General features: G+C 45.8%; 13 protein-coding genes. 1 reads left to right on the forward strand and 12 read right to left on the reverse strand.

Going from position 1 to position 12461, the window contains the following annotated elements; all coding sequences use genetic code 11:
- Positions 1 to 30: 30 nt before the first annotated feature.
- Complete coding sequence (locus L2D08_RS14940; protein ID WP_242234755.1) at positions 31 to 765, forward strand: MurR/RpiR family transcriptional regulator; 735 nt, start codon at positions 31 to 33, stop codon at positions 763 to 765.
- A gap of 138 nt (positions 766 to 903) precedes the next feature.
- Here the strand turns inward: L2D08_RS14940 and L2D08_RS14945 are convergent, their stop codons facing one another.
- The 12 genes from L2D08_RS14945 to L2D08_RS15000 all read right to left on the reverse strand — a co-directional run bounded on the left by L2D08_RS14945 (position 904) and on the right by L2D08_RS15000 (position 12454).
- The gene (locus L2D08_RS14945; RefSeq protein ID WP_242234757.1) at positions 904 to 1383 is read right to left on the reverse strand and encodes a C40 family peptidase; all 480 of its coding nucleotides are present in this window, start codon (positions 1381 to 1383) and stop codon (positions 904 to 906) included.
- A 510-nt stretch (positions 1384 to 1893) separates the two neighbouring features.
- Positions 1894 to 2400: a flavin reductase family protein gene (locus tag L2D08_RS14950; protein ID WP_242234759.1), complete on the reverse strand. Its 507-nt coding sequence runs from the start codon at positions 2398 to 2400 to the stop codon at positions 1894 to 1896.
- Between the two features lie 193 nt (positions 2401 to 2593).
- Complete coding sequence (locus tag L2D08_RS14955) at positions 2594 to 2992, reverse strand: DoxX family protein (RefSeq protein WP_242234761.1); 399 nt, start codon at positions 2990 to 2992, stop codon at positions 2594 to 2596.
- 180 nt (positions 2993 to 3172) lie between these two features.
- Positions 3173 to 3580: an Rrf2 family transcriptional regulator gene (locus tag L2D08_RS14960; RefSeq protein WP_242234763.1), complete on the reverse strand. Its 408-nt coding sequence runs from the start codon at positions 3578 to 3580 to the stop codon at positions 3173 to 3175.
- A 99-nt stretch (positions 3581 to 3679) separates the two neighbouring features.
- A complete protein-coding gene (locus tag L2D08_RS14965; RefSeq protein WP_242234765.1) occupies positions 3680 to 4054 on the reverse strand; it encodes a hypothetical protein in 375 nt (124 codons plus the stop codon).
- Between the two features lie 4 nt (positions 4055 to 4058).
- On the reverse strand, positions 4059 to 4742 hold the full coding sequence (gene rpiA, locus L2D08_RS14970; RefSeq protein ID WP_242234766.1) for a ribose-5-phosphate isomerase RpiA: 684 nt from the start codon (positions 4740 to 4742) through the stop codon (positions 4059 to 4061).
- Positions 4739 to 5035: a DUF3219 family protein gene (locus L2D08_RS14975; protein WP_242234768.1), complete on the reverse strand. Its 297-nt coding sequence runs from the start codon at positions 5033 to 5035 to the stop codon at positions 4739 to 4741. Before L2D08_RS14975 ends, rpiA begins: the two co-directional genes overlap by 4 nt.
- Before the next feature lie 136 nt (positions 5036 to 5171).
- Complete coding sequence (locus L2D08_RS14980; RefSeq protein WP_242234770.1) at positions 5172 to 6890, reverse strand: ABC transporter ATP-binding protein; 1719 nt, start codon at positions 6888 to 6890, stop codon at positions 5172 to 5174.
- A 26-nt stretch (positions 6891 to 6916) separates the two neighbouring features.
- Complete coding sequence (locus tag L2D08_RS14985; RefSeq protein WP_242234772.1) at positions 6917 to 7732, reverse strand: ABC transporter ATP-binding protein; 816 nt, start codon at positions 7730 to 7732, stop codon at positions 6917 to 6919.
- Positions 7733 to 8041: 309 nt separating this feature from the next.
- Entirely contained in the window at positions 8042 to 9646 is a 1605-nt protein-coding gene (locus tag L2D08_RS14990) for a M20/M25/M40 family metallo-hydrolase (protein WP_242234774.1), read from the reverse strand.
- A 100-nt stretch (positions 9647 to 9746) separates the two neighbouring features.
- A complete protein-coding gene (locus L2D08_RS14995; protein WP_375337593.1) occupies positions 9747 to 11066 on the reverse strand; it encodes a Glu/Leu/Phe/Val family dehydrogenase in 1320 nt (439 codons plus the stop codon).
- 185 nt (positions 11067 to 11251) lie between these two features.
- Positions 11252 to 12454: an ornithine--oxo-acid transaminase gene (locus L2D08_RS15000; RefSeq protein ID WP_242234775.1), complete on the reverse strand. Its 1203-nt coding sequence runs from the start codon at positions 12452 to 12454 to the stop codon at positions 11252 to 11254.
- Between the last annotated feature and the right edge of the window lie 7 nt (positions 12455 to 12461).

Below are 12461 nucleotides of genomic sequence, written 5' to 3' on the forward strand. Positions count from 1 at the left end.
GCGGCTTTTTGTTCGTAAGGGGGGCTTCACTTGTTTACAAATGAAATGATTTCATCGTTTAATGAGCTTGAAACCGCCGTCTATCAATATGTATCTAAAAATGGGAATAAAGTCATTTATATGCGTATTCGGGAGCTGGCAGCGGAAACACATGTCTCAACAGCAACCATTCTGCGTTTTTGCCGAAAAGCAGGCTGTGATGGTTTTACAGAATTTAAAGTTCGGTTAAAACTTTATTTAAAAGAACAGGAGCCATTTGAGCCTAAAAGCATGCACCATTCTGTCACAGATTTTTTTGAACGGTCGCTAAATGGACCGATTGAAGAGCAAATGCTTGAAGCAGCCCTCGCAATGTCTCTTTCCGACAGCATTATCTTTATTGGAATCGGCAGCTCAGGAATTTTAGCTGAGTACGGCGCCCGCTACTTTTCGAGCCTTGGCAAGCTGTCCCTTTACATAAAAGACCCGCACTATCCGATTCATACAAACTTTCTTCAAAACAGTACGACGATTGTTCTGTCTGTATCCGGTGAAAACGATTATACCATCCGTCATACCCACCAAATGCGTGAAGCGGGCAGCACCATTATCAGCATTACGAATAACAAACATTGCACCATTGCCAAAATGTCTGATATTAACCTTTCCTACTATGTTTCAGAGGAGCGGTTTGCACACTCCAATATTACAACGCAGGTACCGGTTGTGTATATTCTTGAATCACTCGCCCGTGAACTGTACAGGCTTTCAAATACTCAAAAGTAACTAAACCGGACTGCCAGCAGACAGTCCGGTTTTATTCACAGCTCTTCTCCGGCTGCCAGAATCATAAGCTGTTATCAGGCCAAGCTTCCGCAGCTTTTCTTCATATAAGGCCGATATTCTATTTGTTTATACTGCTTGTTATTTGACAATTCTTTTAGCGCCTATATACCGTTCCTTCCAATACGTATCGCTCATTTTCACTACCTTTACTCCTTTGGAGGTAGCGCCAATAAAAGTGCCGTCTTTATAATAGATGGCAGCAAATGATACCTTTCCTTTTGTGCCGGTTGCATAAAAAACTAAATCGCCGGGTTTAAGCTGGCTTCGGCTTACCGACGTTCCAATTCTATATTGGTCAACGCTTGTGCGCGGAATCGTCATTTTCGTTGCGGCGTTTTTATAAACGTACTGTGTAAACCCGCTTGCATCGAATCCTTTTGGCGTTGTTCCTCCGTACTTGTACGGGCTTCCTACATACCTTTTGGCCACAGCCGCTGCTTCTTCTCCATAATTGATTGTTGCGGATGCACTTGGGGTTAATAAACCAAGCATGAATGCTACTGCCAGAGACAAAATTGCCAGAACTGCCGCTGCCCATCTTACCCTTGATCCGTTCATAACCAATGCTTTTCCTCCTCGAAATGAAAAATGAACCACAAAAGTAAATATATGAGTGTATCCTTTTTTCATTCCAATAAAATGTAATTTGTAAAAATAAAAAGCACAGGCGAATAAGTTCGTCTGTGCTTTTAGTGTGTAAACAAAATCTTTTGCTTCTAAAAAAGAGCCGATAAGTGAAGCCCGCCAGACTTCGCGACCCTTAGGGCAGTGCGGGAGCCTCCTCGGCTGCGCCCGCGGGGTCTCCCGACTCACTGTACTTCCCGCAGGAGTCTTCGTCCGGCAGGCTTCACTCAATAACCTTGAAGATCCATAAGCAATGAACGAATAGAAATTTCTCTTTTTTAAACAGAAAGATACGGCCTTATTCGTCCTATACCATCTTGTCGCAAGCCACTTGGCGCGGGAGGGCGGCGCAGACTCCTATGGGACTAGCCGGCAGCTGAGACCGGTGAAGCCGCCAGGCGAAGTCGGGCTCTTCGCCTGTGCTTTTCTTTTCTATCTAAAAAACTACTTTGAAGCGTAAAAAGTGGCTGGAATCGAAGCAAAATGGCGGCGATGATAGAGCATGGGGTCTTTTTCCTCATTAATTTGAATGGTGTCTACTTCTCCAATCAAAATTGTATGATCTCCTGCCTCCACTGTTTGAACGGTTTGGCATTGAAAAACAGCAAATGCGCCTTCGATAACCGGCAAATGGTGTTCAGGTGAAAAGTTCCATTTACACGTGCTGAAGCGGTCGGCTCCTTTGGTCGCAAACGTCATGCAAATATCTTTTTGATTGCCGGCTAAAATGTGCACGGCGAATGTGCCGTTTTCCATAAACGCTGGCAGGGTTGCAGCTTTGTGGTCAATCGACCATAAAATCAAAAGGGGATCAAGTGATACAGAAGCGAATGAATTCACAGTCAGGCCAGCCGGTTTGCCATTTGAGTCCACCGTTGTCATAACCGTGACACCGGTCGGGTAATTGCCCATTGCATCTTTGAACAACTGCTGTTTTTGTTCGTCTGCCATTTTTCCTTCCTCCTTTTAATCAAAGACCTGCTTTTATCGTATCGCGCTTTGGTTCACTTTACCACTTCAAAAACAAAAAGACCGCCTTATTGAACAGACGGCCTTTCCTTTATATTCGTTTTTTGCATTGAGGAAGCGGCAGCTTTTACTTCCGCTGTAACGGAACCCATCCCTGCTGCCCTCTTCTATTTTTTTAACCAAGCAGCGCGTCCAGCGCATAGCGTCCTGGGCCTGTTAGGGCAATACCGATGGCAACAGCCAGCAGCACTAAATTGTACTCATAGCCGTTTTGTGTGCTCCAGAAACCGTTTGGACCATGTACTTTTACAATCGCAACAACCATTGTCAAAGCAATTAATACACCAGCAAGCGGCGTGAGCAAACCGAGCGCAAACAGGGCACCGCCGACGAATTCTGAAAGCCCTGCGATCAGCGCCATCGCGTAACCAGGCTTCATGCCGATAGAGTCAAACCAGCCTCCCGTTCCTTTTAATCCATAGCCTCCAAATGCGCCAAATAGTTTCTGCGCGCCGTGTCCGACGAACGCAAGCCCAATGATTAAACGTATAATTAACAATCCTGCATCTAACATTCTTTCTTCCTCCTCTTTTATTATCTTGAATTCGAGATATATAGTTAAAAAAGTTCGATATATTCCACTAACGTTTTGGTTATTTATCTTGAATTCAAGATAATAATAACAGCTTTTTAAAAAGACGTCAATCACTTTTAGAAACTTTTTTACTTTTTCCCACAAGGAAAACCACCCCTATTATAAGAGATGGTTCATAACATCTTTAAGGGTCTGGCTGCTTAACTCCTGCTCCATCGCAGTCTGAGCCCTTCCAAACGTGACGTCGAGCGCCGACTGAATATTTTTTCCGACCGCACATTCCGGATTCGGTTTTTCATGGATGGCAAACAATTCTTCTTTCGGCTCAACGGCTCGAAAAATATCCAGAAGAGTAATGTCTGCCGGATCCTTCGTCAGGGCTGCGCCTGTTTTACCAGCACGTGAGGTTAAGAGACCGGCTTTGCGAAGCATACCCATAATTCGCCGCACTACAACGGGGTTTGTATTGACACTCCCTGCCATCCATTCTGATGAAACCGTTTCACGGGGATTGGATGCAATGAGGATCATAATATGAATTGCGACTGCGAGACGGCTGTTGATCATTTCTTTTCACCACCATTTGTTCTTATTTTAGTTACACTTAAAATCCTTGTCAAACAAGCGGGAAACCCTTTACCATTGCAGAAAAAGACCGCTTTTAAATTAAAAGCGGCCTTTTTCTTCGTTTTCATATCGTTCATATAACGTATCGAGTACTTCATCGACCACATCTTGAACTTCACTGGCAAAATGAACAAAAATAAACTGCATGGCTTCTGCTTCCTCCATAAACCGCTCGCCTTCAGGGCCATAGGCACTGAAGAATGGAACCGTAAAATGAACGTCGATTTCTTCGCTTCCCTCTTCTTTTCCAAAGCCTTTTGCTACAAAATAAATATCCAAGTCACCGACATGCTCACCTTCTCGATCTTTAAAGCTGACCGTCTGGCAGTACGTTTCGTTATGTTCTTCCGGCTCAATTCGTTTCTCTTTTAAGCTGCCCTCTGCCAACACTTGAATGCCGCTTACTGAATACATACTATCACTCCTGTTTTGTTCGTTTTTTAACCTGTATCTCCTGTTTTTCATTTACGGTAATGATCGTATCCGCCATATCGATAAACAGTCCGTTTTCTACAACACCGGGGATGAGATTCAATTCCCACTCCAATTCTTCAGGCGACGCAATAAGACCAAAATCGCAGTCGAAAATATAATGCCCATTATCAGTGATATACGGTTTTCCTTCTTTTACCCGTAATGCGGATGCCCCTCCTAAAGAACGGATTTTTTTCTCTGTCATCTTGTATCCGAATATCTCCACCTCAACCGGAAGAGGAAGCCGCCCGAGTTGTTCGACCATTTTAGATGGATCCGCCACTACTACAAATCTCCGTGCGGAAGAGGCAATGATTTTTTCCCGCAGAAGTGCTCCTCCTCCGCCTTTGATTAAATGAAAAGCAGGATCGGCTTCGTCAGCGCCATCGATAGCCAGATCGAGCTCGTCCACTTCCTCCAGGCTGAGAAGCGGAATTCCGCATTCTTTCGCTAATTGTTCCGTTCGAATTGACGTAGCCACGCCTTGAATGGACAAACCTTGTTGAACGAGCCTGCCTATTTTCTCAATGGTATACCGTACTGTACTGCCTGTTCCAAGACCAATGATCATGCCGTCTTCTACAAACCCTGCCGCTTTTTCACCGACGAGCTGCTTTTCCGCTGTCATCGGCCGATCAGTTCCAGACTGAATGTCCCTGTTGCGCCCGCTTTATATAAATTCGTTACCGAGGTAGAATACGTGTGAATCATGGCCGGAAACTCCATTCCTTTTTCGGGCACCTTCACTTGAAAATTATTTTCATATAAAAGAACCGTTATATCGTGATACTCTTCGCTTGTGACGGGAAATTGAAAGCTGATTTTTGGCACTTTTGCACCCGTCTTTTTATTTACAACCGTTTCTTCGTGAAAATTCTCCACCTGAATCGGCGTATCATTCAAGATCACTTGCTTCACCATTTTTCACTCAGCTCCTATCTTTATCGTTAGAGCCATTATAATGCTCCTTTTTTAATTGAGCCATTTTTTCGCTTCACTGCTATCATTTAAACAAAAAACCTTTCACTGCTCCAAGCAGTGAAAGGTTTTAATAAGCTTATACGTGGCCGAACTGTGCTTCATGCAAACGCCGATAATGGCCGTTTTGCTCAAGCAGCTCATAATGGCTGCCTTGTTCTTCAATGCCTGATGGCGTAACGACAATAATCCGGTCGGCATGCTTGATTGTAGCGAGCCGATGGGCAATCACAAGCGTTGTCCGCCCGACAGACAGCTCCGAGAGCGCCTGTTGAATGGCAAGCTCTGTTTCCGTATCAAGAGCAGAGGTTGCTTCATCCAATATTAAAATCGGCGGGTTTTTCAGGAAAATCCGCGCAATGGCAAGACGCTGCTTTTGGCCGCCCGACAGCTTTACACCGCGTTCGCCAATGACCGTATCGAGTCCATCTGGCAAAGAAGAAACAAATTCATCAAGGCGCGCCCGTTTTAAAGCGGACAGGATAGCTTCTTCAGACGCACCAAGATCGCCATATAAAATATTTTCACGAATTGTGCCAGAAAACAGGAATACATCCTGCTGCACGATCCCAATTTGACGACGCAGCGACGCAAGCGACATTTTTCTCGTGTCGAGCCCATCAATTGAAATAAATCCTTCCTGCGCCTCGTAAAAACGTGGCAGCAAGCTGCACATAGTCGTTTTACCGGCACCGGACGGACCGACAAACGCCACTGTTTCTCCGGCTTTAATCGACAAGCTGATATTTTGGAGAACCGGCTTTTTGCCTTCGTACCCGAACGTCACGTTATGGTAGCTGATGTCGCCATGCACTGCGTCTACGTCTATGGCATCTGGTGCATCCGCTACATCGGGAGCCGTCTGGAGCAGTTCCACATAGCGTTTGAAGCCGGCAATTCCTTTTGGATAGCTTTCAATAATGGCATTAATTTTTTCAATCGGACGGAAGAAAATATTAGATAGGAGAATAAATCCGACAAATTCACCGTAGGTAAGCTCACCCTGCATCACAAAATACGTTCCGCAAATAAGTACAAACAGTGTAATTATGCGCATAAGCATGTAGCTGATCGACATATTCTGCGCCATAATTTTATAGGAAACGAGCTTTGTCATCCGGAATCTTCCATTGTTTTCTTCAAATTGCTTCTTTTCATGTTTTTCGTTCGCAAAAGCCTGCACGACACGAATACCGCCCATGCTGTCTTCAATACGGGCATTGAAATCAGCAATATCACCAAAGAGCTGGTGAAAGGCCCTGGTCATTTTTTTATTGAAGAAAACAGCGAGCCACAGCACAGCCGGCACGATAATAAATGTTAACACAGCCAGCTTCCAGTTGATTGTCAGCATAATGCCAAACGCCCCGGTCAGTGTCATCAGTGCAATAAACAAATCTTCCGGCCCATGATGCGCCATTTCACCAATCTCCATTAAATCACTGGTCATCCGTGAAATAAGATGGCCTGTTTTTGTGTTATCAAAAAAACGGAATGACAGCTTTTGCACATGGGCAAACAGTTTGCTGCGCATATCTGTTTCAATATTAATGCCGAGCATATGCCCCCAGTAGGTAACCACGTAATGAAGACCGGCATTTACAATATAAATAAGCAGCAAGCCAATACTTGCGGCTACAATTAAATTCCAATTCCCTCCGGGCAGAAGGGTATCAATAAAATAATTCACAACCAGTGGAAATGCGAGCTCTAACAGACCCGCAAATACCGCGCAAAAAAAGTCTAAAAAAAACAGTTTTTTATATGGGCGGTAATACGAAAAAAAATACTTAATCACACAGTCACCTGCTTTATTGAATTCCTTTATCGGCTTCCTGCCAGCGCAAGTTCTGGTGCTTTTACCAAGTCATAGGTTAAACAAACCGGCTTGCCGGAACGAGGATCGCGGACAATTTCCGCATCGATTTGAAAAACAGAACGCAGATTTTCTTTTGTCATAACCGTTTCTGGCGCTCCCTCGCATATGATACTGCCTTTTCTCATCGCGACGAGGTAATCGGCGAAGCGTGCCGCGTGGTTTAAATCATGGAGTACCATCACAATGGTCCGGCCTTCCCGTTCATTTAATTCCTGTAAAAGCTCCAGCACTTCCAGCTGGTGGGCCAAGTCTAAGTAAGTCGTTGGTTCATCGAGTAAAATCAAATCTGTTTCCTGTGCCAGCGCCATCGCGATCCAGACACGCTGGCGCTGTCCGCCTGAAAGCGCGTCAATTTCCCGGTCGCGGAAGTCCGCCGTACCGGTTACATCCATCGCCCACTGGATCACTTCTTTATCGTGTGCATTTAATGTGCCAAAGCCTTTTTGATGCGGGAAGCGGCCATATGAAATCAGCTCATAGACAGTCAGTCCAGCCGGGGCTTCCGGCGTTTGCGGCAAAATAGCCATTTGCTTGGCGATTTCTTTTGTAGAGAGACGGTGAATGTCCGCACCATTTAAGTACACCGAACCGCTGTTTTGATTTAAAAGACGTGCCATTGTTTTGAGCAATGTGGATTTCCCGCAGCCGTTCGGCCCAATAATCGTTGTTACTTTTCCTGCTGGAATATCGACGGTTAAATCCTCGACGATTGTCGCAGCCCCATAGCCAATGTTTACTCGTTCCGCACGCAGCTTGCTCATTTCTTCCACCTCGTTTACGTTTTTCCTTTATCATCTATATCGGACGGTTGCAATTGATAATCAGTTTCAATTAAAAGTTATCATAAAATTGCCTGCCCTGTCCAGACTTTCGAAGAAAAAAGCCTTGAATGGGTTCAAGGCTTGAGAGTGTAGACAAAGTAAGAAAGCAGGCTGATTGAAAACGTCTGTCTTTCCAGGAACGCTGCCGGCTGGGAAGCGGAGTGACCTTTTCAGGGTCATGAGCATTCACAGCTTGGCAAGTGACGCCGAAAGCGGGCGTTTGTCAACAGCCTGAAGCCTTGAACGGGTTCAAGGCTTTCTGTGTTTAATCCATTTTTCTAAAAGAACCGGAAGCTGCTCAAAAGCATGTTTCATATGAAGCCGTTCTGTCCGCTTATGGGCATCTTTTCCGAACGGCCCGATGTTTAAAACCGGCGCTTTGAGCTTAGCCATATCGGCAAATGGAATGGAATAGCTGTCCTGCCATACAGGTGTATTTTTTTCAAACGCCTGCCAGCCTTCTCCCTCACCGTTTCCATTTACATAACTTAAATCACAAATACCGTTAAAGTAATGGACCCGTTCAATCGGCAGCCCAAACTCTTTTTGGGCCAATGTTGTTAGAAACTCGACAGCTTCTTCTACGAGCGCCTCACCGGAGGAATAAACAGCGGGATAAAAAGGAGGCGCAAACAGCAGAATAATGGCTGGTGCCAGCTCCTGTGACTGGATAATCAGTTTATCCGCGATCCGAAATGACTTTTCCCGATCGTCCCATTCCTCCCGAGTGTACACATCCGCTTTGATTTCTTCTATTGCTTCTTCTCCAAGCTTATCAATTGAGTAGCGCAGTAGCTCTTCGAAGCGGATGACACGGACCTTTCCTACCGGCTTCACACCGTGCATTTGGCAGATTTGTTCATAGGCAGCATTACATTCTCCGGCTGCTTCTTTAGCAATTTGTTCGAATCCTTCTATTATATGTTGTGCTGTCTGCTTCATTAAAAATACGTTGTAAAGAGCAGATGAACGGTATGGCGTCTGCGTTGAATATTCAAGACGAAGATCTTTTTGCTGCAGGGTGACGGGAAGCGGTGTTGTTTCACCAAGCTCCGTTTCTTGAAACAGGGGGTTCCATTCCATTTTTCGTGTTAAAAATGACGCAATGTAAGGGGACGTTAATCCGTTAAATGGCTCGCCCGCATGCGTTTCACGTCCATAAAAAAGAGCACCCGGCATAATTTTGCCAATCGTACCCGTATAGACCTTACGCGTCCTATCACCCGGTTCCTGAGAAAAAACAGGCTCGCTGTTTAAAAATAGTTCATATTCAAGATCAAATTCCTCTTGAAGCTCCAGCAGCTTCGGCACAGCAGCGCGCATTCCAGCTGAGTTTACTTCTTCATCCGGCACGGTTAACAGCAGCAGATTGACGGGCCATTGTTCCACACTTGCTTTCTCAATAAGCTGCATATGCAAAGCCAGCCCCATTTTCATATCCATCGTCCCGCGTCCGAATAAGTACTCACCTGATTGCAAATCAGCCAGCACATCCGGCGGCAGATCATTCGGCCGCTCCAGCCAGTAGGCGGTCAATTCTTCCGGCTGCGTCGCCAGCGGCTCCAGCTCGCCATATTCTTCTGTACTGACAGTATCAAAGTGGCTGATCAAGCAAATGGTGCGCACAGCTTTTGGGTGTTTGTAAAGCGCCGTTAAAAACTTCCGCCGCAAATCAGCTGGATGAAGGGACAGGTGCTCGGGATGCTGCTGAAAATAGTGGAGTCCGAGCAGCTTCGATTGCAGCTTCATTGGAAACTGCCGCTCATCCTCAGACAGGGTGATGCTTTTCCAGCTGACAAGCTCATCCAGCAGGGCACGAAGTTTTTCTGGTGAATCCCATAGACGCTTTTTCATACCGATCAATCCCTTTCCAAATAAAAGAATGTCCCTTCATTTTGGGACATTCTTTTACTTTTTTCAATTTTCATGGAAGAAAGACTGCCAGACTCTTTATTTACACCCATCCTCTGAATGTCGCTGCTTCCGCCGCACGTTTAATGCCGACAATGTAAGCAGCCAGCCGCATATCAACCCCATGTATGTGCGCCGTTTCATAAATGAGGTTAAACGAATCGACCATTCTCTGTTGCAACTTTTGCATAACCTCTGCTTCTGACCAGTAATAGCCTCCATTATTTTGCACCCATTCAAAATACGAAACCGTTACACCGCCTGAGCTTGCCAAAATGTCCGGAACAAGCAAAACGCCGCGCTCGGTTAATTGTTTCGTTGCTCCAATCGTTGTCGGGCCGTTCGCTGCTTCTACAATAATTCCTGCCTTGATGCGTTCTGCATTTTCTTCCGTGATTTGGTTGGAAATGGCAGCCGGAATTAAAACGTCACAGTCAAGCTCCAGCAGTTCCTGATTCGAGATCGTGTCTTCGAACAGGTTTGTCACCATACCGAAGCTGTCGCGGCGGTCCAGCAAGTACGGAATATCAAGCCCGTTTGGATCATGAATACCGCCAAGCACATCCGAGATACCGATAATCCGGGCGCCTTCATCATGCAAAAACTTGGCCAGGAAGCTGCCGGCATTGCCGAATCCTTGAATGACAATACGGGCGCCTTCAATTTTCATGCCTTTTTTTCTGACCGCTTCTCTTAAGCACATGACCACTCCCTGGGCAGTTGCCGTTTCCCGGCCGTGAGATCCGCCAAGTACAATCGGTTTTCCGGTAATAAAGCCAGGAGAATCAAATTCCCGTATATGGCTGTACTCATCCATCATCCAGGCCATAATTTGCGCATTTGTATACACATCGGGAGCCGGAATATCTTTGGCCGGCCCGACAATCTGGCTGATTGCGCGTACATAGCCGCGGCTGAGCCGCTCAAGCTCACCGGCTGACATTCGCTGCGGATCGCAAATAATGCCGCCTTTTCCACCGCCGTAAGGAAGACTGGCAATCCCGCATTTGAGTGTCATCCAAATCGACAGCGCTTTCACTTCTTCTTCCGTCACGTTCGGATGAAACCGGACGCCGCCTTTGGTCGGGCCGACTGCGTCACTGTGCTGGGAGCGAAAGCCAGTAAACACCTTTACATGCCCATCATCCATTCGGACTGGAATCCGAACTGTCAGCATCCGCATAGGCTCCTTTAATAATTCGAAGACACTTTCAGGGTATCCCAGTGTATCGAGTGCTTTTTTTATAATCGTTTGGGTAGATTGAAACAAGCTGCTTACTTGTTTTTGCTTTTCTTCATTTGGAATCGCTGCTGATTTTTGAACAAGCGGCTTTCCTTTTATTTCATTTTTCAGCATGGGCATCGCGGCCACCTTTCTGTTTGATCTTATGAAAAAGAATGCAAGGATTATGCCAAAAACAGCGGCCGCTATTCCAAAGGGACCGGCCTTCAGAAAAATAAAAATAGACAATAAATTTTGCATATGGCAGAAAAATTTATTGTCTGGAAGCAAATAAAAAGCCGGCGTATTCATCCGCCGGCTTCTTATTAAGCAAAAATCTTTTGAATTTTTTCGATGGCCCAATCAAGATCTTCTTTAGAGATAATCAACGGCGGAGCAAAACGGATCACCGTCTCATGTGTTTCCTTGCATAAAAGACCTTCCTGTTTTAAACGCTCGCAGTATGGACGAGCTGGCTCTGTCAGCTCAACACCGATAAACAATCCACGTCCACGCACTTCTTTAATTGCCGGATGTTTAATCGCTGATAGCTTTTCCTTAAAGTACGTACCAAGTTCCAATGAACGCTCTACAAGCTTTTCTTCCTCAATCACTTGGAGTGAAGCGAGCGACACCGCACACGCAAGCGGGTTGCCTCCAAATGTAGAACCATGCGATCCAGGGTTAAACACCCCTAATACGTCTTTGTCTGCCACAACGCAGGAAATCGGGAATACTCCGCCGCCCAGTGCTTTTCCAAGAATCAGCATGTCTGGAACAACATCTTCCCACTGGCAGGCAAACAGTTTACCACTGCGGGCAAGGCCGGCTTGAATTTCATCCGCAATAAACAGCACGTTTTGTTCTTTACAAAGCGTTGAAGCTGCTTTTAAGAAGCCTTCCGGTGGAATGATAATCCCAGCTTCACCTTGAATCGGTTCAATTAAAAAGGCGGCTGTGTTCGGTGTAATGGCTGCTTCAAGCGCATCAATATCACCATATGGGATCAGCTTGATTCCGGGCAGCATCGGTCCAAAACCGCGTTTATATTCTGCTTCTGAAGAAAGCGATACAGCCGTCATTGTGCGTCCATGAAAGTTGCCGACACAGGCGATGATTTCAGCCTGGTTTTCTGCCACACCTTTTACGTCATATGCCCAGCGGCGTGCTGCTTTCACTGCTGTTTCTACCGCTTCCGCTCCAGTATTCATTGGCAGGGCCATATTTTTACCCGTTAATTCACAAATTTTTTCATACCACGGACCAAGCTGGTCATTGTGAAAAGCACGTGAAGTAAGTGTAACCCGGTCTGCCTGGTCTTTTAGTGCCTGAATAATTTTCGGATGGCGATGCCCCTGGTTAACAGCGGAGTAGGCGCTCAGCATATCCATGTAACGATTGCCTTCCGGATCTTTTACCCATACCCCTTCTGCTTCCGACACAACGATTGGCAGCGGATGATAATTATGCGCCCCAAATTGCTCCGTTTGTTCAATGATTTTTTTCGATGAGTTTGTTGCAGATGTCATTTTCTTC

This window comes from Domibacillus sp. PGB-M46 (assembly GCF_022668875.1).
Taxonomy (GTDB): domain Bacteria; phylum Bacillota; class Bacilli; order Bacillales; family Domibacillaceae; genus Domibacillus.